The 24,983-nt window shown below is 70.0% G+C and carries 20 protein-coding genes; 12 read left to right on the plus strand and 8 right to left on the minus strand.

What is annotated here, in order from left to right:
- The 4 genes from ACZ41I_RS16145 to glgB form a co-directional block, all read left to right on the plus strand.
- On the plus strand, positions 1-432 hold a 432-nt coding region (locus ACZ41I_RS16145), incomplete at its 5' end, for an alpha-glucosidase C-terminal domain-containing protein (RefSeq protein WP_468514426.1).
- Positions 429-2,129, plus strand: a complete 1,701-nt coding sequence (treS, locus tag ACZ41I_RS16150) for a maltose alpha-D-glucosyltransferase (protein WP_468514427.1) — start codon at positions 429-431, stop codon at positions 2,127-2,129. The genes ACZ41I_RS16145 and treS, both read left to right, overlap by 4 nt.
- A gap of 89 nt (positions 2,130-2,218) precedes the next feature.
- Positions 2,219-3,613, plus strand: coding sequence for a maltokinase N-terminal cap-like domain-containing protein (locus ACZ41I_RS16155; RefSeq protein WP_468514428.1), 1,395 nt, complete (start codon positions 2,219-2,221; stop codon positions 3,611-3,613).
- Positions 3,610-5,832, plus strand: coding sequence for a 1,4-alpha-glucan branching enzyme (gene glgB / locus ACZ41I_RS16160; protein WP_468319173.1), 2,223 nt, complete (start codon positions 3,610-3,612; stop codon positions 5,830-5,832). The genes ACZ41I_RS16155 and glgB overlap by 4 nt, the downstream gene beginning before the upstream one ends.
- 28 nt (positions 5,833-5,860) lie before the next feature.
- On the opposite strand, the gene ACZ41I_RS16165 is transcribed toward glgB, so the two are convergent.
- From ACZ41I_RS16165 to ACZ41I_RS16185, 5 genes are all read right to left on the minus strand, one after another.
- Positions 5,861-8,107 carry a hypothetical protein gene (locus ACZ41I_RS16165; RefSeq protein ID WP_468514429.1) on the minus strand — a complete coding sequence of 749 codons (2,247 nt, stop codon included), beginning with the start codon at positions 8,105-8,107 and terminating at the stop codon, positions 5,861-5,863.
- Positions 8,108-8,813: 706 nt separating this feature from the next.
- Positions 8,814-11,033 (minus strand): HelD family protein, encoded by a 2,220-nt coding sequence (locus tag ACZ41I_RS16170; protein ID WP_468319541.1) that lies wholly within the window; start codon positions 11,031-11,033, stop codon positions 8,814-8,816.
- 170 nt (positions 11,034-11,203) lie between these two features.
- The gene (trxA, locus tag ACZ41I_RS16175) at positions 11,204-11,536 is read right to left on the minus strand and encodes a thioredoxin (protein ID WP_363216701.1); all 333 of its coding nucleotides are present in this window, start codon (positions 11,534-11,536) and stop codon (positions 11,204-11,206) included.
- The gene (locus tag ACZ41I_RS16180) at positions 11,533-11,961 is read right to left on the minus strand and encodes a MerR family transcriptional regulator (protein WP_363216702.1); all 429 of its coding nucleotides are present in this window, start codon (positions 11,959-11,961) and stop codon (positions 11,533-11,535) included. The genes trxA and ACZ41I_RS16180 overlap by 4 nt, the downstream gene beginning before the upstream one ends.
- A 52-nt stretch (positions 11,962-12,013) precedes the next feature.
- Positions 12,014-12,469 (minus strand): Lrp/AsnC family transcriptional regulator, encoded by a 456-nt coding sequence (locus ACZ41I_RS16185; RefSeq protein WP_468319177.1) that lies wholly within the window; start codon positions 12,467-12,469, stop codon positions 12,014-12,016.
- Between the two features lie 111 nt (positions 12,470-12,580).
- Here ACZ41I_RS16185 and ACZ41I_RS16190 point away from each other — a divergent pair, with 111 nt between their 5' ends.
- Positions 12,581-13,489 carry an NAD-dependent epimerase/dehydratase family protein gene (locus ACZ41I_RS16190; RefSeq protein ID WP_468319179.1) on the plus strand — a complete coding sequence of 303 codons (909 nt, stop codon included), beginning with the start codon at positions 12,581-12,583 and terminating at the stop codon, positions 13,487-13,489.
- Between the two features lies 1 nt (position 13,490).
- A complete protein-coding gene (locus ACZ41I_RS16195) occupies positions 13,491-14,384 on the plus strand; it encodes an aldo/keto reductase (RefSeq protein ID WP_468319181.1) in 894 nt (297 codons plus the stop codon).
- A gap of 27 nt (positions 14,385-14,411) precedes the next feature.
- Here the strand turns inward: ACZ41I_RS16195 and ACZ41I_RS16200 are convergent, their stop codons facing one another.
- On the minus strand, positions 14,412-15,176 hold the full coding sequence (locus ACZ41I_RS16200) for a DUF2127 domain-containing protein (RefSeq protein WP_363216706.1): 765 nt from the start codon (positions 15,174-15,176) through the stop codon (positions 14,412-14,414).
- A gap of 110 nt (positions 15,177-15,286) precedes the next feature.
- Positions 15,287-16,960, minus strand: coding sequence for an MFS transporter (locus tag ACZ41I_RS16205; protein ID WP_468514430.1), 1,674 nt, complete (start codon positions 16,958-16,960; stop codon positions 15,287-15,289).
- Between the two features lie 140 nt (positions 16,961-17,100).
- Here ACZ41I_RS16205 and ACZ41I_RS16210 point away from each other — a divergent pair, with 140 nt between their 5' ends.
- Positions 17,101-17,709 carry a TetR/AcrR family transcriptional regulator gene (locus ACZ41I_RS16210; RefSeq protein ID WP_363216708.1) on the plus strand — a complete coding sequence of 203 codons (609 nt, stop codon included), beginning with the start codon at positions 17,101-17,103 and terminating at the stop codon, positions 17,707-17,709.
- Between the two features lie 172 nt (positions 17,710-17,881).
- Here ACZ41I_RS16210 and ACZ41I_RS16215 read toward each other — a convergent pair whose 3' ends face one another.
- Positions 17,882-19,270 carry a cation:dicarboxylate symporter family transporter gene (locus ACZ41I_RS16215; protein WP_468514431.1) on the minus strand — a complete coding sequence of 463 codons (1,389 nt, stop codon included), beginning with the start codon at positions 19,268-19,270 and terminating at the stop codon, positions 17,882-17,884.
- A gap of 176 nt (positions 19,271-19,446) precedes the next feature.
- On the opposite strand from ACZ41I_RS16215, the gene ACZ41I_RS16220 reads away from it, so the two are divergent.
- The 5 genes from ACZ41I_RS16220 to ACZ41I_RS16240 all read left to right on the plus strand — a co-directional run bounded on the left by ACZ41I_RS16220 (position 19,447) and on the right by ACZ41I_RS16240 (position 24,976).
- Entirely contained in the window at positions 19,447-21,078 is a 1,632-nt protein-coding gene (locus ACZ41I_RS16220) for a sensor histidine kinase (protein WP_468514432.1), read from the plus strand.
- A complete protein-coding gene (locus ACZ41I_RS16225) occupies positions 21,075-21,767 on the plus strand; it encodes a response regulator (protein WP_468514433.1) in 693 nt (230 codons plus the stop codon). The genes ACZ41I_RS16220 and ACZ41I_RS16225 overlap by 4 nt, the downstream gene beginning before the upstream one ends.
- Before the next feature lie 140 nt (positions 21,768-21,907).
- A complete protein-coding gene (locus ACZ41I_RS16230) occupies positions 21,908-23,281 on the plus strand; it encodes an extracellular solute-binding protein (RefSeq protein WP_468514434.1) in 1,374 nt (457 codons plus the stop codon).
- Positions 23,278-24,141 carry a carbohydrate ABC transporter permease gene (locus tag ACZ41I_RS16235; protein WP_399764771.1) on the plus strand — a complete coding sequence of 288 codons (864 nt, stop codon included), beginning with the start codon at positions 23,278-23,280 and terminating at the stop codon, positions 24,139-24,141. Before ACZ41I_RS16230 ends, ACZ41I_RS16235 begins: the two co-directional genes overlap by 4 nt.
- A gap of 7 nt (positions 24,142-24,148) precedes the next feature.
- Entirely contained in the window at positions 24,149-24,976 is an 828-nt protein-coding gene (locus tag ACZ41I_RS16240) for a carbohydrate ABC transporter permease (protein WP_363216714.1), read from the plus strand.
- The last annotated feature ends 7 nt before the right edge of the window (positions 24,977-24,983 follow it).

Genomic DNA, 24,983 nt, shown 5'->3' on the forward strand with positions numbered 1-24,983 from the left:
GAGAAGTACCAGCTCAGGCCGCGTGACTGGGAGGCCGCCGCACGCGAGGGCCGCACCATCGCACCGCTGATCACCAAGCTCAACACCATCCGCCGCAACAGCCCGGCCCTGCGGCAGCTGCGGAATCTGCACTTCCACCACGCCGACAAGGACGCGGTGATCGCCTACTCGAAGCGGAGCGGATCGAACACGGTTCTCGTGGTCGCCAACCTCGACCCCCACCACACCCAGGAGGCCACGGTCTCGTTGGACATGCCGCAACTCGGCCTGGACTGGCACGAGTCGGTGCCGGTGCGCGACGAGCTCACCGGCGAGACCTACTACTGGGGCAGGGCCAACTATGTGCGCCTCGAACCGGGTCATGGGCCCGCGCATGTCTTCACCGTCCTGCGACCGTCCAACCCGCAGATCGGAGGGTCACCCACAATATGATCGTCAATGAGCCCGTTCCGGACACCTTTGAGGACACTCCTGCCAAGGACCGGGACCCGGAGTGGTTCAAGCGCGCGGTCTTCTACGAGGTCCTGGTCCGCTCCTTCCAGGACAGCAACGGCGACGGCGTCGGCGACCTGAAGGGCCTGACCGCCAAGCTCGACTATCTGCAGTGGCTGGGGGTCGACTGTCTGTGGCTGCCGCCGTTCTTCAAGTCCCCGCTCCGGGACGGGGGCTACGACGTCTCCGACTACACCGCGGTGCTCCCCGAGTTCGGTGACCTCGCCGACTTCGTGGAGTTCGTGGACGCCGCCCACCAGCGCGGCATGCGCGTCATCATCGACTTCGTCATGAACCACACCAGCGACCAGCACCCGTGGTTCCAGGAGTCGAGGCGGGATCCGGACGGTCCGTACGGGGACTACTACGTCTGGGCCGACGACGACAAGCAGTACGAGGACGCCCGGATCATCTTCGTCGACACCGAGGCCTCCAACTGGACGTACGACCCGGTACGCAAGCAGTACTACTGGCACCGCTTCTTCTCGCACCAGCCGGATCTCAACTACGAGAACCCGGCGGTGCAGGAGGAGATGATCTCCGCGCTGAAGTTCTGGCTGGATCTCGGCATCGACGGGTTCCGCCTGGACGCGGTGCCGTACCTGTACCAGCAGGAGGGCACCAACTGCGAGAACCTGCCGGCGACCCATGAGTTCCTGAGGCGGGTGCGCAAGGAGATCGACGCCCAGTACCCCGACAAGGTGCTCCTCGCCGAGGCCAACCAGTGGCCGGAGGACGTCGTCGACTACTTCGGCGACTTCCGCAGCGGCGGCGACGAGTGTCACATGGCGTTCCACTTCCCGGTGATGCCGCGCATCTTCATGGCCGTACGGCGGGAATCCCGCTACCCGGTCTCCGAGATCCTGGCCAAGACCCCCGCGATCCCCTCCGGCTGCCAGTGGGGCATCTTCCTGCGCAACCACGACGAGCTGACCCTCGAAATGGTCACCGACGAAGAGCGCGACTACATGTGGGCCGAGTACGCGAAGGACCCGCGGATGCGCGCCAACATCGGCATCCGGCGGCGCCTTGCGCCCCTGCTCGACAACGACCGCAACCAGATCGAGCTGTTCACCGCGCTGCTGCTCTCGCTGCCCGGCTCGCCGATCCTGTACTACGGCGACGAGATCGGCATGGGCGACAACATCTGGCTCGGCGACCGTGACGCCGTGCGCACCCCCATGCAGTGGACCCCCGACCGCAACGCGGGCTTCTCGTCCTGTGACCCGGGACGCCTGTTCCTGCCCACGATCATGGACCCGGTCTACGGCTACCAGGTCACCAACGTCGAGGCGTCGATGTCCTCGCCGTCGTCGCTGCTGCACTGGACCCGCCGCATGATCGAGATCCGCAAGCAGAACCCCGCCTTCGGACTGGGGTCCTACAACGAGCTGCAGTCCTCCAACCCGGCCGTCCTCGCCTTCCTCCGCGAGTACGAGGACGACCTGGTGCTGTGCGTCCACAACTTCTCCCGCTTCGCACAGCCCACCGAGCTGGATCTGAGCCGCTTCGGCGGGCGGCACCCCGTCGAGCTGTTCGGCGGGGTCCGCTTCCCGGCGATCGGCGAGCTGCCGTACCTGCTCACCCTCGCGGGGCACGGCTTCTACTGGTTCAGGCTGCGCCGGAACGTGGCGTAGAACCCTGGTCGTGGGGCGGTTTCTCCCGCCCCACCCGGGGCACGCACAAGTGATACCCCCTCGTGCACCGGGGAAAGGACGTGACGCCCATGGCGGAAACGGTCACCTCTTCCGGCACCACCACCCCGCTCCTCGCCTCCCTGGATCCCTTGTTGCGCGAGTGGCTGCCGAGACAGCGCTGGTTCGCCGGCAAGGGCCGCCCGGTCACCGGCTTCACCCCCGTGGCCGCCACCGAACTGCTGCCGCCCGACGGCCGACTGGGCCTCTACCACCTGCTCCTGCGCGTCCACCAGCCGTCCGCCCTGGGCAGCGAACCCCACCCGGGCGACTGCTACCAGCTCCTCATAGGCGTGCGCGAGGCGCTGCCGCCCCGGCTGGCGCCCGCGCTGATCGGACACCTGGAGGAGGGCCCGCTCGCCGGACGCACGGTGTACGAGGCCCTGTACGACCCCCGGCCCGCCGAGGTACTGCTGGAGGCCCTGCGCACCCGGGCCCGCATCGGAGGCTTGCGTTTCGAGCGGGAGCCGGGGAAGGAGATCCGCGCCGGGCTGGTGGCCCGGCTGATGACCGCCGAGCAGTCCAACTCGTCGGTGGTCTACGGCGATACGTTCATTCTGAAGCTGCTGCGCCGCGTGGTGCCCGGCATCAACCCCGACCTGGAGATACCCCTGGCGCTGGCCCGCGAGGGCTGCCCCCGGGTGCCCGCACCGACCGCCTGGCTGCATGCGGAGGTGGACGAGGAGTCGTATGTCCTGGCGGTGCTCCAGCCCTTCGTCAGCGGGGCGAGCGACGGCTGGGAGCTGGCGCTGCGCGAGCTGGCCAAGGGCGAGGACTTCGCCGCCGAGTCCCGGGCGCTGGGCCGCGCCACCGCCGAGGTGCACACCGCGCTCGCCCGCGCCCTGCCGACCGTCACCTTCGGCCACGCCCAGTTGCAGTCGCTGGTCGCGGGGATGACCGAGCGGCTGGAGGCGGCCGTCCAGGCGGTGCCGGCACTGCGACCGTACGAGAGCGGGCTGCGCTCGGCGTACCGGGCGCTGGACGCCCTCGCCGGCGAGGGCCGCACCTGGACGGCCCAGCGGATCCACGGCGATCTGCACCTCGGCCAGTGTCTGCGCTCGGCCTCCGGAGACTGGTCGCTGATCGACTTCGAGGGCGAACCGGCCCGGCCGCCGGCCGAACGGCGCATGCCGCAGCCGCCGGTGCGGGACATCGCGGGCATGCTCCGCTCCTTCGACTACGCGGCGCACTCGGTGAGCCCGCCCGCGCCGGAGTGGGCACGCGTCTGCCGGGCCGCCTACTGCTCCGGGTACGCGGAGGTGACCGGCCGCGACCCGCGCACCGATCCGGTGCTGCTGGCGGCCTTCGAGACCGACAAGGCGGTCTACGAGGTCGTCTACGAGGCCCGGCACCGCCCCGACTGGCTCCCCGTACCGCTCTCCGCGATCCGTCGCCTCGCCACGTCCGCCCAGGAGGCTCGTCCGTGACGACCAAGAAGCCGGCCACCCCGAAGCACACCCCGCATTCCGCCGTCTCCCCCGCCGACCGCGAGCGGCTGCGGCACGGCACCCATCACGACCCGCACTCCGTCCTGGGCGCCCACCCGGTGACGGGAGGCGTCGCCTTCCGGGTCTTCCGGCCGTACGCGCGGTCCGTCACGGTCGTCACCGACGACCTGCGCGCCGAACTTCACGACGACGGCGACGGGTTCTTCTCGGGGTCGCTGCCGCTCGGGGACGTACCGCGCTACCGGCTGCTGGTGGCGTACGAAGGCAACGTCCTGGACACCGAGGACCCCTACCGCTTCCTGCCCACGCTCGGCGAGCTGGATCTGCATCTGATCGGCGAGGGGCGGCACGAGCAGCTGTGGCAGGCGCTCGGCGCGCATGTCACCGCTCATCAGGGCGTCACCGGCACCCGGTTCGCGGTGTGGGCGCCGGACGCGCGGGGGGTACGGGTCGCGGGCGGCTTCAACTTCTGGGACGCGACGGGCTTTCCGATGCGCTCGCTGGGCTCGTCCGGGGTGTGGGAGCTGTTCGTGCCGGGGATCGGCGAGGGCGAGGCGTACAAGTTCGAGATCACCCGCCCGGACGGCTCGCGCACCCTGCGCGCCGATCCGCTGGCCCGCCGTACCGAGGCGCCGCCCGCCACCGCGTCGATCGTGCATGCCTCGCACCACGAGTGGGCCGACGCGGAGTGGATGGCGCACCGCGCCGACATCCCCGTGCACGAAGCGCCCTTCTCCGTCTACGAGGTCCATCTCCCCTCCTGGCGCCCCGGCCTGACCTACCGCCGGCTCGCGGAGCAACTGCCCGCCTACGTACGGGAGATGGGCTTCACGCACGTGGAGCTGATGCCGGTCGCCGAGCATCCCTTCGGCGGCTCCTGGGGCTATCAGGTCACCGGTTTCTACGCCCCGACGGCCCGGCTCGGCACCCCGGACGACTTCAAGTACCTGGTGGACCGGCTGCACCAGGCCGGCATCGGGGTGCTGATGGACTGGGTCCCGGCGCACTTCCCGCGCGACGACTGGGCGCTGGCCGAGTTCGACGGGCGCCCGCTGTACGAGCACCACGACCCTCGGCGGGCCGCGCATCCCGACTGGGGCACCCTGGAGTTCGACTTCGGCCGCCGCGAGGTGCGCAACTTCCTCGTCGCCAACGCCGTGTACTGGTGCGAGGAGTTCCACATCGACGGCCTGCGGGTGGACGCGGTCGCCTCGATGCTCTACCTGGACTACTCGCGCGAGCCGGGCCAGTGGACCCCGAACGAGCACGGTGGCCGGGAGAACCTGGACGCGGTGGCCTTCCTGCAGGAGATGAACGCCACCGTCTACCGGCGCTGCCCGGGTGTGGTGACCATCGCCGAGGAGTCGACGGCCTGGGACGGCGTCACCCGCCCCACCCACCACAAGGGCCCGAGCGGGTTCGGCGGGCTCGGCTTCGGCCTGAAGTGGAACATGGGCTGGATGCACGACTCGCTGCAGTACATGGCCCACGAGCCGGTCCACCGCAAGTACCACCACCACGAGATGACCTTCTCGATGGTGTACGCCTACAGCGAGAACTACGTCCTGCCGATCTCCCACGACGAGGTGGTGCACGGCAAGCGGTCCCTCGTGTCGAAGATGCCCGGCGACTGGTGGCAGCAGCGCGCGAACCTCCGCTCCTACCTGGGCTTCATGTGGGCCCATCCGGGCAAGCAGCTGCTGTTCATGGGCCAGGAGTTCGCCCAGGGCGCCGAATGGTCCGAGGCGCACGGCCCCGACTGGTGGCTGCTCGACCCGTCCTACGGCGCCGAGGCCGACCACCGGGGCGTACGGGATCTCGTCCGGGACCTGAACGCGCTGTACCGGGCGACCCCCGCCCTGTGGCAGCGCGACACCGACCCGGCGGGCTTCCAGTGGATCACCGGGGACGCGGCGGACGACAACGTCTTCGCGTTCCTGCGCCTCGACGCCGACGGCAATCCACTCCTCGCGGTCTCCCACCTGTCCCCGGTGGTCCGGCACGACTACCGGCTCGGCGTTCCGGAGGACGTACCGGCCTGGCACGAGTGCCTGAACACGGACGCGGCGCGGTACGGGGGCGGCGATGTCACCAATCCCGACATCATCAAACCCGAGCCCCAGGGCTGGCACGGCCGCCCGGCGAGCATCCGGCTGGCCCTGCCGCCACTGGCGACGGTGTGGCTGCGACCGGCTTAGACCGGGGAGGAACCGGCGTGCGCCGGGGCTACGGGCCGGGTTCGTCTCCGGCTCCGTCCCCGGCCCCTGCTTCGGTCTCGGGCTCGGTTTCGGCCAGCCCCTCGACCAGTTCAGGCAGTTCACGGAGCACGCGCAGGGTGCGGGACACGTCCCGGACGATGGCGTCGGCCTGTCCTCGGCCGAAGGCCGACGCAACGCCGTCCGCCCGGGCCCGGTCAGCCATCCGGTCCAGGACATCCTTCGCCAGGCGGGACTCGTCGAGCAGCCGGCCGACCCGCGCCTTCAGTTCCCCGGCCCACTGCTCCAGGCAGGAGGGGGCCGTGGCACCGAGGACAGTAGTCTGCTGCGGGCCGGTGGGCAGAGGAGCAGCAGGCAGAGCCTGTGCCTGCGGAGGGGCCTGCGGAGGGGGTGGGGTGGTGGCTGCGGGGGCGGATGCGGAAGGCGGGGACGCCGGTTGCCGCGCCGTCACCGCCATCGCGGGGGGAGCGGTGCGCGCACCGGGGACGATGGGCCGGTTCGGGCGTTTTCCGGTCTCCTTGGGGAACTCGCGGTTGAACCAGGCGGCCTTCATCGGCACCACATCGGGCTGCCCCGAGCGGTTCACCCTGAGTGGCGGCCGGTCGTTCTGGTCCATCGCCAGGGCGAGTTCCCTGAGGACCCCTACCGCCTGCTTCCTGCTGTTGTTCCGCAGCGCGTTGAGGGTGTTGCGCACGGTGCGCCGTACGCGGGTCGCCTCCGTGCCATCGTCCTCATCGGCCTTCTGACCCGTCAGTGAACCCCGGTCCGCGTCGATGATGCCGAAGGCGGCCAGCCAGTGCGCGGCACGGTAACTCACCAACTCCTCGAACGCTTCGTCGTCCGTCTCGGCCGCCGCGAGGAGGTCCCGCAGCGGACGGCCGGAGAGGCGGATGCCCTCGCGTACGTCCGACACCTGGAACATCTCACCGATTCGGGGGTTCCAGGCCTTGGGGTAACTCTCCGATGTCAGCGCGGACCAGGCACGGGCGCGTTGGTTCACTTCCGGGGCGGTGAGCTGCGAAGGAGGCGACTCGCTCAGCACCCGTCGGATCACGAACCGCTTCTCACGGTCGGTGGGGAACAGTTCGGTCAGCAGCATCATCGACCGCAGGTCCCTTAGCTCGCTGACCGTCGCGTCGCTCGGCGCGCCCGGCAGCTCCGTGATCGGAGCAGAGCCGGAAAGCACCTCGGCCGTCCGCTCGTCCAGCCGCCCGGCGGCGACGTAGGCGCCGAGAACGCTGCGTGCGAGGGCACGGCTGCGGTCGTTGTGGAGGAACTCCAGGGGCGGGTGGACATGGTCGCGCCGATTGCTGGACTGGACAATGCGGTACAGGCGGCGCGGTGTGGTGCTTCCGATCACCAAGTGGGCCTGGACAACGGCGACATTCCTGGCCCGAACCGCGCGACAGGTGCTGTCCGGGTCCCACCCGCCCGCGTCGAGGTACTCCTCGTTCAGGCTTTCGGACAGCCGCGCCAGCCATTCATCGACATCGAAGATGAACTTGTCGCCGTCGCCGCCGAGCTTCCTCAGCGGAACGCCGGTCAGCACCTCCGCCGACGTCACACCGAAGATCTCCTGGCGTGCCTTGGTCCGGTTGTTGCCCCGCACGGCCATCCATCCCCAGTGCTCAGCGGGATGCAGCGGTTCACCGTCCTGGCCGGTCAGGGGTGCTTCGTCCAGTTGGAAGTGTTGGGCAACGTAGAGGCCCGGCTCCTGCTGGCCGTTGAGGATGAGGTCCTGCCGGAGGTCATAGGGCCGGTGACCGACGCGGCCACTCAGGGCCTCGGCAGCCAGCTCGACGTCCGCGATCAGATCCTCACGGCTCGCCACGGTAGTGCGCAGCGCCGCGTAAGCCTCTTCCCGACCATCGGGGGTCACTCGCGTCCAGGGATGCACCCGGGCCAGCACACGTCGCTGCTCGGTGACGCCGGAGGGATCGGCCAGGGAGTGCCAGGCCGAGCTGATCCGTTCGTTGTTCTCCCAGACGATCCCTCCGACGCCATGCATCCGGACGGTCACGACGGTCATGTCCCCGGCGTCGGTGACGATCCGCCGCAGAGCGCGGTCCTCCAGCCTGCGCCGTCCGGCAGCGTCGGCGGCGCCCAGCAGCTCCTTCGGCTCGACGAGGAAGGGAGCGATATTACTGAGCGCACCCCGGGGTACATTCGCCCCCGGGGTGGCGATCGCCGCCTCAATCCACTCTTCCTGTTCCTCCCGAGAAGCGGGCAAAGGAAACGGACGCTCGACCTCGGCCATCAAATCCCCCCATTCACCGCACCAGTGGCAGTATTAGAGAATGACGGGAAGGCTGGTGTCCACCAGGATAAGCCGGAGTCACCGGTACGAGGGATTCACCTGATACATAGCGATCGAGTTCGACCGACTGTGATCACCATGAGTCAATGACTGACAGACTCACCCAGGAACCGCAGCAAGTCAGGAAGAAAGGGAAGCGCCGTCGTGAGACAGAAGGACAGCAGTCCGCGCCAGCCCTGCCGCCATCTCTGCATTTGCTCGATTCTACGCCTGACCTCCTCCAACTGGTGATCCTGTGCGTCAAGCTGCCGCCTCAGACCGTCGAGGCCGGACGGGTCGTCGTCGCCCGATGCTGGCATACGCAATCCTCAGATCAATGTGCCACCGACACCGGACTCCCCCGTCCGGTCGAGAGCCAGATTGACATCCCGAATTCCCGTTGTCGAATGCATCGCGGAGGGACACCCTCCGCCCGATATGACGTGCCCGCGGGAAAATCTACCGACTTGCACTGCACCCCAACACGGCCGGTGTTCCACAAACAGCAAAGCCAAGGCCAGAGCTTCGATTTTCTAAGTCATATATTCATCACGGACATTCATCCGACTGTGCGATGCGTAGAACAAAGAATCTGGAGATCGCACGGCCGGAGGGTTCCCGAGCGCTTTCTCGTCTCGGGAACCCTCCGGTCATCCGGACCTGCCCGTCACGCCGCCTCGGCGAGCCCCGCCGGCAACGTCCCGGTGTGCAGCACGCCGAGCCGTTGTGTGGCCCGGGTCAGGGCCACGTACAGGTCGCTCGTCCCGTAGCGGGCCGGCTCGACGACCAGCACCGAGTCGAACTCCAGGCCTTTCGACTGGCGGGGGTCGAGCAGGACGACGGCCCGGGTCAGGTCCGGCTCGGCGCCCGCGGTCACCCCGTCCAGCCGTGCGGCCAGCTTGCGGTGCAGGTGGCGCGGGGCGATGATCGCGAGCCGGCCCTCGGCGGGCGTCAGCTCCCGGGCCGCCTCGGCGACGGCGCCGGGCAGGTCGTCGGTGGCGCGCACCCAGGGCCGTACCCCGGTCGAACGGACCGAGCTCGGCGGTTCGAAGCCGGGGTTCTCGGCACGGACGACGGCTGCCGCCAGTTCCATGATCTCCGCCGGCGTACGGTAGTTGACCCCGAGGCGCGTGTGCTCCCAGCGGTCCTCCACATACGGCTGGAGGATCTTCGACCAGGAGCCGACACCCGCCGCCTCCGCCGTCTGGGCCGGATCGCCGACCAGGGTCATCGAGCGGGTCGGGCAGCGCCGCATCAGCAGCCGCCAGGCCATCGGCGACAGCTCCTGCGCCTCGTCGACGATGATGTGCCCGAACGCCCAGGTCCGGTCGGCCGCCGCCCGCTCGGCGGCGCTGCGGTGGTCGGCCTCCTCGTGCCGCTCGGCGAACCGCTCCGCGTCGATGATGTCGTGGGCGGACAGCACCTCCGAGTCCTCGTCCTGCTTGTCCTCGAACTCGTACGTCCGGGACGCGTACGAGACGTCCAGCACGCCCTGCGCATAGGCCACCTGCGTCTCCCGTTCCCGCTCCGCCCGCGCCCGCGCCACCCGCTCGTCCACGCCGAGCAGTTCGGCCGCCTCGTCCAGCAGCGGCACGTCGGCCACGGTCCACGCCCGGGTCACCGGGCGGCGGATGGCCGCCGCGTCCTCGTCGGGGAGGTAGCCGACGGGGTCGGCGAGGAAGTCCGCGACCAGGCGCTGCGGTGTCAGGCGCGGCCACAACTGGTCGATGGCGGCCCAGACCTCGGGGTTCTCGGCCAGTTCGTCGCGGATCTGGGTGATGTCGGAGGCGTCCAGCAGGTTGCTGCCGTCGTACGGGTCGGTCCCCACACGCTCGGCGTACAGGTCGGTGAGTGTGTTGAGGATGTGGCCCTCGAAGTGTTCCCGGGCCACGTTGTGCGGCAGCTTGGCGGCGCGGGTGCGCTCGCGGGCCACCTTTACCAGGCCGTCGTCGAGCATCAGGACCTCGCGGTCGTGCTCGATCGCGATCACCGGATCGGGCAGCGACTGCCAGTCGCGTACGACTTCGGCGAGTACCTCCGCCATGCCGGCGCGGCCCTTGACCGCGGCCGCCTCCCTGCTGTCGGTGGCCGTCGCCCTCACCCCGGGGAACAGCTCGCCGACCGTGGCCAGCAGCACGCCGGTCTCACCGAGGGAGGGCAGCACCTCGCCGATGTAGCCGAGGAAGGCCGGGTTGGGGCCGACGATCAGCACGGCGCGGCGGGCCAGCAGTTCCCGGTGCTCGTACAGCAGATACGCGGCCCGGTGCAGGGCCACGGCCGTCTTGCCGGTGCCGGGGCCGCCCTCGACCACCAGCACCCCGCGGTGGGGCGCCCGGATGATCTCGTCCTGCTCGGCCTGGATGGTCTGCACGATGTCGCTCATGCGGCCGGTGCGCGCAGAGTTCAGCGCGGCCAGCAGCACCGCGTCGCCGTTGTGGTCCTCGTAGCCGGTGCGGGTGGCGTCGCCCAGGTCGAGGATCTCGTCGTGCAGGGACGTCACGGTGCGGCCCTGGGTGGTGATGTGCCGGCGGCGGCGCAGGCCCATCGGGGTGTGACCAGTGGCCAGGTAGAAGGGGCGGGCGACGTCGGCCCGCCAGTCGATGAGCACCGGGGTGCGCTCGGTGTCGTCCTCGCGGAGCCCGATCCGGCCGATGTGGTGGACGGCGCCGGAGGCGAGGTCGATCCGGCCGAAGCAGAGCGAGCCGTCGACGGCGTTCAGCGCGGCGAGCAGCCCCGAGCGCTCGGCGACCAGGATGTCCCGCTCCAGCCGGGCCTGCATGGGCTTGTCGCCCTGGGCGAGTGCGTCGGTGACCGACGTCTCGGTCTCGCCGCGCAGCACGTCCACACGCGCGTACAGTCCGTCGATGAATTCCTGCTCGTGCCGCAATTCATCGCCTGGAAATTCGGTGTTTGACAATTCCGCTCCCGCCCGGATATACTGTGCCCACTGAACTTCTCCGCGCCATTCATCGAATGGAAGTCGCGAACCACCGAATATACGCAGAGAAATCCCCCGAGCGCAATTGCTCGGGGGATTTTTTCGTGGGCGCAGGGGTTTTACAGCACGTCGGCCAGCTCTGCCAGCAGCCGCCGCTTGGCCCGCGCCCCCACCATCGACCGCACCGGCTCACCGTCCCGGAAGACCATCAGGGTCGGCGTGGACAGCACGCCGTAGGCGATGGTCGTCTGCGGATTGCGGTCCACGTCCAGCTGTACGACCTTCAGCCGGTCGCCCTCCTCGAAGGCGATGTCCTTCAGCACCGGCGCGAGCTGCCGGCACGGCCCGCACCAGTCGGCTGTGAACTGCACCAGCACCGGCAGCTCCGAGTCCTTCACCTCCGCCTCGAAATCCGCGTCCGTCACCTCGGCCAGTCCGCTCACCAGACTCATCGTGAAATCCCTCCCAGCTCGCACACCGGTTCCGGACCCCCCGGAACCAGCGCCTCGGCGGCCAGCGCGTCACGGGCCCGCTCGGCCCGCCGCAGCTGCCCGGCGACCGTCTCCCGCACCGCCGACAGCTGCCCGATGAGCGCGTCCAGCTCGTCCAGCTTGCGCCGGTAGACCGTGAGCGAGGCCGGGCAGGAGTCGCCCTCCGGGTGCCCGGAGCGCAGACACTCCACGAAGGGCCGCGTCTCCTCCAGCTCGAACCCGAAGTCGCGCAGCGTCCGGATCTGCTCCAGCAGCCTGAGGTCGCCCTCGTCGTACGTACGGTGTCCGTTGCCGTCGCGCCGGGCCGGCAGCAGCCCGCGCGCCTCGTAGTAGCGCAGGGTGCGGGTGGTGGTCCCGGCCCGTGCGGCCAGCTCGCCGATTCGCATGCCTACGACCGTAGGTGTTGACGTCGGCGTCAAGGCAAGGGGTGTTTTCCCTTCAGGCTCGGGCCGGGGGCAGCAGCGGCTTGCGGCGCACCGGTGAGGACAGCACGATCGACGTCGTCGTCCGGCCCAGCACCGAGGTCTGCTCCAGGATCTCCTCCAGGTGGACGGTGTCGGTGACGGCGACCTTGAGGATCCAGCAGTCCTGGCCGACCACGTGGTGCACCTCGGTGATCTCCGGGCGGTCGATCAGTTCGAGGGTCCTCGGGTGCTTGAGGTTGTAGCCGCCGTGCGGGTTCACCCGGATGAAGGCCTGGATGCCGTAGCCGAGGCGGGCGGGCGCGACCTGGGCGCCGTACCCCTCGACGACGCCGGCCGTCTCCAGCCGGCGCACCCGCTCGGCCACGGCCGCCGGGCTCAGACTGACCCGCCGGCCCAGCTCGCTCAGCTTGATCCGCCCGTCGGTCTGGAGCAGCTGGAGGATCTGCCGGTCCACCGCGTCAAAGGCCACCTGTGTTTCGTCGGCGACTGCCCGCAGATGCCGTGGTTCTTTCGGCGTAGTGGCCCGATCTCCCATGTCTCCCCCTTCAGAGCTCCCTGCTCGGTCCGGAGAATTATGGTCATGGCAAAGGCACGAGAGGTACTGGTCATCGGGGGCAGCCGCTATTTCGGCAAGCGGCTGATCGCCCGGCTGCTGGCGGCGGGTGACCGGGTCACGGTCCTGAACCGGGGATCGTCGGCCCCGCCGCCGGGAGCGGTCCACCTGGTGGCCGACCGCGACGACGAGAAGGCGCTGGCCGAAGCGATCGGCAGCCGTACCTTCGACGTCGTCATCGACCAGGTCTGTTACACCCCGCGCCAGGCGGAGATCGCCCACCGGGTCTTCACGGGCCGCACCGGACGCTATGTCATGACCTCGACGGTGGAGGTGTACGAGCACGAGGACTCGGCGGTGCCGGTGCCGGAGAGCGCGGTCGATCCCAGTACGGTCGCCGTTGGCCTGGACCTCCCCTGGGACGAGGCGGGGTTCGTCGAGGCGCACTACGGCGAGGGCAAGCGGCAGGCCGAGGCGGTGTTCACGGGCTCCGGCCTGCCGTTCGTGTCCGTTCGCGTCGCCCATGTGCTGGGCGGCGACGACGACTTCACCGGCCGGCTGGAGCACTACGCTCACCGCATCCGCACCGGCACGCCCATCGCCGTACCGCCGGTCTCGCACCCGGCGACGTACATCCACGTCGAGGAGATCGCCGACTTCCTGTTCTGGGCGGCGGGAGCGGACTTCACGGGCCCGGTGAACGCCGCCTCCGACGGCCTGCTGGCCGTGGACGAGCTGTGCACCGCGGTGGCGGCACAAATCCCCGGGGGCGAGGTGCGCTTCGAGGTGACCGAGTCCGCCGGGCTCTCCCCCTTCGCCTTCCGCCGCCGTTACGCCATGGACAACTCCCGGGCCGCCCGGCTCGGTTTCCTCTTCGGTGACGTACGGCAGTGGCTGCCGAAGGCCGTGGCCGAGACCCTGGGAAAGGACAGCTGAGATGCGGTACCGCACGGTTGGCGGCCTGAAGGTGAGCGCGGTGGGACTCGGTGCCATGCCGCTGTCGATCGAGGGCCGGCCGGACGAGGCCCGCGCCCTCGCCACCGTCCACGCGGCGCTGGACGCGGGCGTGACCCTGCTCGACACGGCCGACTCCTACCATCTGCCGGGCCAGGAGCCCGGCCACAACGAACTCCTCCTCGCCCGCGCCCTCGCGGCCTACGGCGGCGACACCGACGGCGTGCTGCTGGCCACCAAGGGCGGCCGGGGCCGCCCGGCCGACGGCACCTGGACGACGACGGGCACGCCCCGGCACCTCAGGACGGCCGCGGAGGCCTCCCTGAAGCGGCTCGGTGTCGAGGCGATCGGCCTCTACCAGCTCCACAGGCCCGACCCGGCCGTGCCGTTCGAGGAGTCGGTGGGCGCCCTGCGCGAGCTCCTCGACGAGGGCAAGATCCGCCTGGCCGGCCTGTCGAACGTGACCGCCGACCAGATCGTCCGGGCCCGCACGATCCTCGGCGACCGCCTGGTGTCCGTGCAGAACCGCTTCTCCCCCGAGGTCCGCGACAGCGATCCGGAACTGCGGCTCTGCGCGGAGCTGGGCCTGGCGTTCCTGCCGTGGAGTCCGCTCGGCGGGATCTCGCGCAGCTCGCTGGACGGGTCGTCGGGCCTGGCGGCGGCCCCGCGGTTCGCCGCGTTCCACGAGGTGGCCCGGGAGCGCGGGGTCAGCCCCCAGCAGGTGTGCCTGGCCTGGCTGCTGTCCCTCTCCCCCACCGTGCTCCCGATCCCGGGCGCGAGCCGTCCTCGGACGATCCGGGACTCGGCGGCGGCGTCGGAGCTCACACTGACGGAGGCGGAGCTGACACGGCTCTCCGAGGCCGCGCGGGCTTCGTAGCCCGCGGCGGGCGGCGGCCGACGGGGATCAGACGGTCACCCCCGCCGACTCCTCCACCTCCATCAGGGAGGCGCTGTGCCGTTCCTCCTCGAAGGCCCTGCGGCCGCCCCGGAGGCCGAACAGGCGCTTGGCCATGGCGATGTAGAGGACCGCGAGGATGTTGAGGACGAGCGTGGCGATCTTCAGATAGCTGACCTTCTCGGTGAGCTCGTAGATCTCCAGCGGCAGGAACGCGGCGGTGGCGACGACCGTCAGATACTCGGCCCAGCGCTTGGCGTACCAGAGGCCGACGGCCTCGATGAGCTCGATCAGCGCGTAGGCGAGCAGCAGGGCGGCGACCAGCAGCAGCGTGGAGTGCTTGTAGCCGAACGCCTTCTGGATGGAGCCGACGACGGGTGAGTGGTCGAGGTCGTAGTGGAAGTGCCGGAAGACCGGCCGGAGGACGTCGAGGTACTCGTTGAAGAGGCTGCGGACCGCATCCTGGCTGTTGCTGAACTTCCAGACCGCGACCGCGACCAGCACGATGAACACCCCGCGCACGGCCCGCTCGATCGCCAGGAAGCGCAGGATGAACAGGTCCCGCAGCACCTTCCCGCGCGGCACCAGCGGGGCGTCCGCGGCCGGACCGGAGCCGTGCGGCTCACCCAGCGCGAAGTCACCGCAGCGCAGGCAGCGCCACACCTCGCCGAGCGCGGTGTCGGCGTGCAGCCGCAGACGCAGGCGGGGGTCGTCGGGCGCGTAGGTGACATGCCCCTTCCGCGCGCAGGTCCGCCGGTCCCAGTCGATCTTCATATCCCCCGTGCCTCCATACACGTCATGACTCACAGGTACGGACGCCACGCACGAACGTGCCGTTCCGATTGAACAGGAACGGCACGTTAGTGGATGGGGGCGAGGAGCTGTCAGCCGACCGCGCTGTCCAGGAGTTCCTTCTCCTCGGTCTTCACGTCCGGCGCGGGGGCTTCACGGCGTGGGAGCAGGAAGCCCACGAGGAGCGTGCCGAGGCCGAGGATCACCGCGCCGACCAGGCTGGTGTGGGCGACGGCGGAGGAGAAGGAGGAGCCGACCGCGTCGGCCATCTGGCGGGCGCCGGAGGCGAGTTCGGCGGCCTGTTGCTTCAGCTGTGCGGCCTGGTGCGGGTCCTTGGACTGTGCCGCCTGCGCGGCCAGCGCGTGCGCCTTGTCGCCGATGCCCTGGGCGACGGCGTATCCGGCGCCGACCGAGTCCTGCGCGGTGTCCAGGGCGCTCGCGGGGAGCTTGCTGCCGGCGGTGGCGTCGGAGAGGTGGTTGCCGTAGGACGTGGCAAGCAGCGAGCCGAGGATGGCGATGCCGAGCGAGCCGCCCAGTTCCAGCGAGGTGTCGTTGACCGCGCCGCCGACGCCCAGCTCGGACTCGGGGAAGGCGCCCATGATCGCGTCGGTGCAGGGCGACAGGGCGAGGCCGATGGCCAGGCCGAGGATGATCAGGGGGGCCAGGAAGTCGGTGTACGTCGAACCCGCGTCCACCCGGGTCAGCAGGGCGAGGGCGCTGGTGCCGCCGACCATGCCCGCCGTGACGGTCCACTTCATCCCCACGCGCGGGGTCAGCAGGCCGGTCAGGGCCGAGCCGACGAAGACCGCGCCGGCCAGCGGGAGCATCCGTACGCCGGTCTGCAGGGCGTCGTAGCCGAGGACGAACTGCAGGTGCTGGGTGAGGTAGTAGAAGGCGCCGAAGACGGCGAGGAAGAACAGGGCGACGGCGAGGTTGGAGCCGGCGAAGCGGCGGTGCGCGAAGCGGCGGACGTCCAGGATCGGGCGGGGGTGGCGCAGCTCCCAGACGACGAACGCGACCAGGCCGGCGCCCGCGACGACGGCCGCCGTGACCGCCTTGGCACCCCAGCCGAAGTGCGGACCCTCGATGATCATGTAGATGAGGGAGCCGGTCCAGACGACCGACAGCAGGCCGCCGACGTAGTCGATGCGGTCGTGGTGGCCCGCCCTGGACGGCGGTATCAGGACGAAGGCGGCAACGATCGCTACGGCCGCGATGGGCACGTTGATCAGGAAGGTCGAGGACCAGCCGTGATCGCGCAGGAGGGCGCCGGCGACGACCGGTCCGGCGGCGATGGCGAGCCCGGCGGTGGCGGTCCACAGGACGATCGCCTTGGCGCGTTCGGCGCGCGGGAAGGTCGCGGCCAGCAGGGAGAGCGTGGCGGGCATGATCAGCGCGGCGCCGACACCCATCACGGCGCGGGCCGCGATGACGGACGTGGCGCTGTCGGCGAGGTAGCCGGCGATCGCGCCGCCGCCGAAGACGACCAGGCCGAGGACGAGTGCCCCGCGCCGGCTGTACTTGTCGCCGATCGCACCGAGCAGCAGCATCAGCGCGGCGTAGGGGACGGTGTAGCCGTCGATCACCCACTGCAGGTCGGCGCTGCTCAGCCCGAGGTCCTTCGTCATGTCGGGCGCGGCGACCGTGAGGGCGGTGTTCGCCATCACGATGATCAGCAGGCTCAGGCAGAGCACGAGCAGTGCCCACCAGCGCCGGGCGTACGGGCGCTCCATCTTCTCGACCGGTTCGGTCATGACGAGTCGCATGGCAGGGGTCGCCTTCCTCGGTTCCGCGACGGGACGTGGAGTCCAGGTTTTGCACAGTGGCGTGCAATTGCACAACCATGTGCAATGTACGTCGTTGCACAGCGCTGTGCAAGTTCTGCGCGTGCGTGCAGAATGACGACATGACCACGGGTAACCCCAGCCGCGCCGACGCCAACCGGCGCCGCATCCTCGACGTCGCCCTCGCCGAGCTGCTGCGCGATCCGGACGCCTCCATGGACCAGATCGCGCGCGCGGCGGGTGTCGTACGACGGACGGTGTACGGCCACTTCCCCAGCCGTGAGGCACTGATCAGCACTCTCGTCGACGAGGCGGTGCAAGCGCTGACGGACGCGGACGCGGCGGTGCGCGAGGGGGTGCAGGACCCGGCGGAGGCGGTGGCCCGGTCGCTCCTCGCGATCTGGGCGACCGCGGACCGCTACCGCCTGCTGATCGCGCTCGCCCAGCGCACGGTCACCGTCCAGGGCATCCGCGAACGCCTCGCCCCGCTGCGCGCCAACAAGGTCCAACTGCTCCAACGGGGCCTGGACGAGGGCGTGTTCAGCTCCCCGCTGCCCGCCCCGGCCCTGGCGTACGTACAGGAGCAGATGGTGTTCGCGGTGATGGAGGCGGTGAACGACGGCCTGGTGACAGCGGAAGAGGCGGGCCGCTCGGCCACGGTCACGGTCCTGACCGCGGCGGGCGTGCCCGCCTCGGCGGCCACCGCGCTGGTGGCCAAGGTGAGTGCGTAAGGGGTGGGTGCGCAGAGGTGAGTGCGCTGAGGTGAGTGCGCTGAGGTGAGTCGGCAGACGCGAAGAAGCCGGGCGGTCGAGGTACGGGGGAGACTCGACCGCCCGGCGGCGGGTACCGGACGCCCGGCCCGGGTTCAGGCGGGGCCGGACGTCCGGAGTTCTTTCGGGCGGGTCAGGCCTTGGCCAGCTCCTTGTCCCCGCCCTCCTGGGGTTCGGGGACCTCGGTGACCGCCGGCTGCTTCTCGTCCAGCAGCGTGGTCTCGTCGAACGGCAGCTCACCCGCCAGCACCTGCCGCACCCGCACCTTGTCGATCTCCTTGGTCCAGGTGCCGATCAGCACGGTGGCGACCGCGTTGCCCGCGAAGTTCGTCAGTGCCCGCGCCTCACTCATGAACCGGTCGATACCCACGATCAGACCGACCCCGTCGACCAGCGCCGGCTTGTGCGACTGCAGGCCGCCGGCCAGGGTGGCGAGCCCCGCACCGCTGACGCCCGCCGCGCCCTTGGACGCCAGCAGCAGGAACAGCAGCAGCGGGATCTGCTCGCCCACCGACATCGGCGTACCCAGCGCGTCGGCGATGTACAGCGACGCCATGGTCATGTAGATCATCGTGCCGTCGAGGTTGAAGGAGTAGCCGGTCGGCACGGTGATGCCGACGACGGGCTTGCTGACGCCCAGGTGCTCCATCTTCGCGATCAGCCGCGGCAGCGCGGACTCGGAGGACGAGGTGGACAGGATCAGCAGGAACTCGCGCGACAGGTACCTGAAGAGGGAGAAGACGTTGAGTCCGGTGACGATCCGCAGAATCACGCCGAGCACCACGAAGACGAACAGCACGCAGGTGACGTAGAAGCCGAGCATCAGCACGGCGAGGCTCTTCAGGGCGTCGAGTCCGGCCGAGCCGACCACCGCCGCGATGGCGCCGAAGGCACCGACCGGCGCCGCCCACATGACCATCGACAGGATGCGGAAGACGAGCCGCTGGAGGTGCTCGATGCCGCGCAGCACCGGCTGCCCGACCGGCCCCATGGACTGCAGCGCGAACCCGGCGAGCAGGGCGACCAGCAGGGTCTGCAGAACCTGTTCCTGGGTGAAGGCGGACACGAAGGTCGTCGGAATGATCGACAGGATGAACTGGACCGGCGGCAGTGCCTCCTTGGACACCTGGTCGTGTCCGGCCGCCTTGACGGCGTCGGTGAGGTGCAGCCCGTCACCCGGGTGCAGCACATTGCCGACGACGAGCCCGATGGCGAGCGCGACCAGCGACATCACGAGGAAGTAGCCGAGCGCGATCCCGCCCACGGTGCCGACCTTGGCGGCCTTGCGTACGGACCCGATGCCCAGCACGATCGTGCAGAAGATGATCGGCGAGATCATCATCTTGATCAGGCTCACGAAACCGGAACCGAGCGGCTTCAGCTGGACCGCGGCGTCGGGCCAGATGAGTCCCACGGCGATGCCGAGCGCGACCGCCACGATGACGGCGATGTACAGGTAATGGGTCCGGTCCCGCTTCACGCGGGGTGCGGCAGGTGCCGTGTCGGGGGTTGTGGTGGCCACGACTGCCCTCCTTGACGTCTTCGTCGGCGAACAACCGGCGTGCGGCTCACGTCCGGGCGTTACTGGGGAATGCCGTGACTATCTCCCGCCGTGTGAGGGCGGTCACCCTTCCGTTCATTTAGTTCACGATGGACCGCAGAGACACACCGCATCGACCGGAGAGGCACACTGCTGACATGCGCGTTCCCCGTCTCCCCCGACCCCGCAGCCTGGCGGGCCAGCTGTTCGCGATGCAGGCCGTGCTGATCGCGCTGGTCGTGGCCGGGTACGCGCTGTTCACCTACCTCAACGACCAGAGGCAGGCCGAGGACGCGGCGGTCCGCCAGGTCACGGCGGTGGCCCGCTCCATCGCGGACGCCCCCTCGGTCCGCTCGGCGATCCACACCTCCCGCCCCACGGCCGCGCTGGAGCCGTACGCGCTGCAGGTCATGCGGGACGCGGACGTCGACTTCGTCACGATCATGACCCCGGACGGGATCCGCTGGACCCATCCCGACCGGAACGAGATCGGCAAACGCTTCCTCGGCCGTATCGGCCCCGCCCTGCACGGCCACACCTTCACCGAGACGTACACCGGCACCCTCGGCCCCTCCGTCCGCGCGGTGACCCCGGTCGAGGAGAACGGCCGCGTCATCGCCCTGGTCAGCGCCGGCATCAGGGTGGAGGAGATCAGCGCGCGGGTCCAGGACCAGGTCACGGCCCTGCTGGGGGTCGCCGGAGGCACGCTGCTGCTGGGCGCGGTCGGCACGTACGTCGTCAACGCCCGGCTGCGCCGGCACACCCACGGCATGAACGCCACCGAGCTGAGCCACATGCACGACTACCACCAGGCGGCGCTGCACGCGGTCCGCGAGGGCCTGCTGATGCTGGACGGGCAGTACAGGGTGGCGCTGATCAACGACGGCGGCCGGGAGCTGCTGGGCCTGGGCGCACCGGACACGGAGCTGATCGGCCGCTCGGTGGCCGACCTGGGCCTGCCGGTCCCGCTGACCGGCGCGCTGCTGTCCTCGGAGCCCCGGGTGGACGAGGTGCACCTGACCGCGTCCCGCGTCCTGGTGGTGAACACCTCCCCGGTGTCGGGCGGGGAGCGCCGGGGCACGGTGGTCACCCTGCGGGACGTCACCGAACTCCAGTCCCTGATGGGCGAGTTGGACTCCGAGCGCGGCTTCACCCAGGCCCTGCGCTCGCAGGCGCACGAGGCCGCCAACCGTCTGCACACGGTGGTGTCGCTGATCGAGCTGGGCCGGGCCGAGGAGGCGGTGGAGTTCGCCACGGCGGAGCTGGAACTGGCCCAGGCCCTGACCGACCAGGTGGTCGCGGCGGTACGGGAACCGGTGCTGGCCGCCCTGCTGCTCGGCAAGACGGCCCAGGCCAACGAGCGGGGCGTGGAGCTGGTGGTGTCCCGGGACAGCCGCCTGGACGACGGGCTGCTCCCCGGCAGCCTGCCCGCCCGTGACCTGGTCACCATCCTCGGCAACCTGATCGACAACGCGGTGGACGCGGCACAGGGCAGCGTCGGGGCGCGGGTGACGGTCACGGCGTATGCCTCGGACGCCGAGGTGGTCCTCAGGGTGTCCGACACGGGCCCCGGTGTCGACCCGGCCCATGCCGACCTGGTATTCCAGCGGGGGTTCTCGACGAAGCCGGCCGGGCCCGGCGGCCGGGGCCTCGGGCTGGCCCTGGTCCGGCAGGCGGTGACCCGCCACGAGGGCACGCTGACGGTGGCGGAGTGCGACGAGGACGGCGAGGGCGGAGCGGTGTTCGAGGTGCGGTTGCCGCTGCGGTCGGCGGTGGGGGGCGGCAGATGACGCAGGAACCGCATCCGATCCGCGTCCTCGTGGTCGAGGACGACCCGGTCGCCGCCGACGCCCATGTGCTGTACGTCGGCCGGGTGCCCGGGTTCGTCTCGGTCGGCAGGGCGCACACGGGGGCGGAGGCCCGCCGCATCCTGGACCGCACGCCCGTGGATCTGCTGCTCCTGGACCTGCACCTGCCGGACGTGCACGGCCTGCAGTTCGCCCGGTCCCTGCGTGCGGCCGGGCATCACGCGGACGTGATAGCGGTGACATCGGCCCGGGACCTGGCGGTGGTCCGCGAGGGCGTGTCCCTGGGCGTCGTCCAGTACGTCCTGAAACCCTTCACCTTCGCCACGCTGCGGGACCGACTGATCCGCTACGCCGAATTCCGCGCCGCGGTCGGCGAGGCGAGCGGCCAGGACGAGGTCGACCGCGCGCTGGCGGCCCTGCGGGCACCGTCGCCCGCGGCGCTGCCGAAGGGTCTGAGCGGACCGACCCTGGAGCGCGTGACGGGCACACTGCGGGAGGCGGAGGAGGGGCTGACGGCGGCGGGGGTGGCCGAGGCGGTGGGCATCTCGCGGATCACCGCCCGGCGGTACCTGGAGCACCTGGTGGAAGCGGGGAGGGCCGGCCGGAGTCCGTTGTACGGGCAGGTGGGGCGGCCGGAGCTGGTGTACCGGTGGGTTCCTCAGGGGCGGTGAGGACAGCGTCCACCCGGGGCAAGGCCCCGCAGACGCCGCCAACGGGCAATCCGCGCACACTCATTGACCCGACTGGACCACCGCTCATACCTTCACACGGCAGCCATCTCCGCGCCACCGCCACGTGTGCTCAGGAGGTCATGCCCGTGCGCCCCACCGCCGCCTACTCCGCCCTCCTCACCGCCGCCCTCGCCGCCACCGCCCTCACCGCGTGCGGCTCGGGATCCGGCAGCAGTGCCGACACGGTCAAGGTGTCGTACAAGCAGTCCACCGACAACTCCATCAAGGTGATGGACACCTATCTCGCCGGGGTCAAGAAGGAGTTCGAGGAGAAGTACCCGGGGAAGAAGGTCGAGTTCGTCCCCGTCAAGGCCCCGGACTCCGAGTACTACACCAAGCTGCAGCAGATGCTGCGGTCGCCGAGGACCGCCCCGGATCTGGTGTACGAGGACACCTTCCTCATCAACTCCGACATCACGAGCGGCTATCTCAGACCCCTCGACCGGTACCTCGCCAAGTGGCCGGACTGGAAGCGGTTCGCCGGCACCGCGAAGGCGGCCGCGAAGGGGCAGGACGGGAAGACGTACGGCGTGCCGGACGGGACGGACACCCGCGGACTGTGGTTCGACAAGCGGGTGTTCAAGAAGGCCGGGCTGCCGCTGAACTGGCAGCCGAAGAACTGGGACGACGTCCTCGCCGCCGCCCGCACCATCAAGCGGAGGGTCCCCGGCGTCACTCCGCTCAACGTCTACACCGGCAAACCGGCGGGAGAGCGCTCCACCATGCAGGGCTTCGAGATGCTCCTGTACGGCACCGGCGACGGCACCTCCGATCCGCTCTACGACAGCACGAGCAAGAAATGGGTCACGGCCGGTCAGGGTTTCAAGGACTCGCTGACGTTCGTCGAGACCGTGTACCGGGAGAAGCTCGGCCCCGACGTCTCCGACGCCCTCGACCCCAACTTCGCGACCACCGTCAACGGTGAGCTGCTCCCCCAGGGCAGACTCGGCATCGACCTCGACGGCTCCTGGCTGCCGCAGGCCTGGCTGCCCGGCAGTGGGCACGAATGGCCCGACTGGTCCCGGCAGTTGGGCCTCGCGTACATGCCCACCCAGCACGGGCAGGCGCCCGGCAAGGTGAGCATGTCCGGTGGGTGGACCTGGGCCGTCCCGGCCAAGGCCGGCAACCCGGACCTCGCCTTCGACTTCATCAGGACGATGCAGACCGAGGCGAACGCCAAGAAGTGGTACATCGCCAACTCCGGCATCTCCGTGCGCAGCGACGTCGCCGAGGACCCCGCGTACGCCACCGCCCAGCCCGGCATCAGGTTCTTCACCGACCTGGTGTCCAGCACGCACTACCGGCCCGCGTACCCGGCGTACCCCAAGGTGTCGACCGCCATCCAGGAGGCCATGGAGAGCGTGACGACCGGCGACCAGTCCGCGGAGCAGGCCGCGAGCGGGTACGACGACACGCTCAAGGACGTCACCGGCGGCCAAGTGACCGAGAAGTGAAACCTCCGCGCCGGCTCACCCGGGCCCTTCCTCTCCTCCCCGCCGTCGTGCTTCTCCTGCTCTTCCTCGCCGGACCGATCGCGTACTGCGTCTACATCGCCTTCACCGACCTGCAGCTGACCGGTCAGGCGCATGCGTCCTTCGTCGGGTTCGCCAACTTCCGGCGCGCCTTTCGCGACGACGCGTTCCTGAACGCCGTCCGGCTGACCCTGGTGTTCACGGTGCTGTCCTCGCTCCTCGGACAGAACACCCTGGGTCTCGCCCTGGCGGCGCTGATGAAGCGGGCCTCGAAGCCGGTGCGCACGCTCACCGGCGGGGTCGTCGTCACGGCGTGGGTGCTGCCGGAGGTCGTCGCCGGGTTTCTGCTGTACGCCTTCTTCCGGCGGGAGGGGACGCTCAACGCGATCCTGGACTGGCTGCATCTGCCGCGCGAGAACTGGCTGTTCACGCTCCCCATCCTCGCCGTGTCCTTCGCCAACGTCTGGCGCGGTACGGCGTTCTCGATGCTCGTCTACTCCGCCGCGCTGGACGGGATACCCGCCGAGATCACGGAGGCCGCCGAGGTGGACGGGGCCGGCGGATGGCGGCGGATGTGGCACATCACCCTGCCGATGATCCGCCGGTCCATCGGCACCAACCTCATGCTCAACACCCTGCAGACGCTCTCCGTCTTCGGGCTGATCTGGGTGATGACCCGGGGCGGCCCCGGAAACAAGAGCCAGACACTGCCGCTGTTCATGTACGAGCAGGCCTTCCAGAACAGCATGATCGGGTACGGCACCGCGGTCGCCCTGCTTCTGCTGCTCGTCGGCTCGCTGTTCTCGGTCGTCCATCTGCGGCTGCTCCGGACGGAGGTGTGACACCCGCATGCCCAGGAAACGCGCTTCTGGGCGGCTTGCCGCCGATGCCTGTCTGCTGGTCGTGGCCGTCGCCTTCGCACTGCCCCTCGCCTGGGTGGTGCTGTCCTCCGTCGATCCGCACGCCGATCTCAGAGTGAAGATCCCGGACGGGTTCACCCTCGGCAACTTCGACGCGATCCTGACCCCGGACATCACCTGCACCCCGCTGCTCAACAGCCTGGTCCTGTGCGGCTGCGGCACCGCGCTGACCGTCGTCTGCGCCGCCCTCGCCGCCTATCCGCTCTCCCGGTTCCGCTCCCGTCTGGGCCGGCCGTTCCTGGTGACCATCCTGTTCGCGACGAGCCTGCCGATCACCGCGATCATGGTGCCGGTGTACGCGCTGTTCGTCCGGGTGAACCTGATCGACACACTGCTGGGCACGATCCTCTTCTTCGCCGCCTCCCAGCTGCCGTTCGCCATCTGGCTGATGAAGAACTTCATGGACGGGGTGCCGAGGGAGCTGGAGGAGGCGGCCTGGACGGACGGGGCGAACGCGCTGCAGTCCCTGGTGCGGATCGTGCTGCCGCTGATGGGGCCGGGGATCGCCGTCGTCACGGTGTTCTCGTTCGTGATGATGTGGGGGAACTTCTTCGTCCCGTTCATGCTGCTGCTCACCCCGGACCAGATGCCGGCCTCGGTCAGCATCAACGACTTCTTCGGCAACCGGGGCATGGTGGCGTACGGGCAGCTCGCCGCGTTCTCCGTCATCTATTCGACGCCGGTGATCCTGCTGTACGTGCTGGTGGCGCGGCGGCTGGGGGGCGGCTTCGCGCTGGGCGGGGCGGTCAAGGGGTGAGCCGGAA

The sequence above is a fragment of the Streptomyces sp. NPDC030799 genome, from assembly GCF_055572255.1.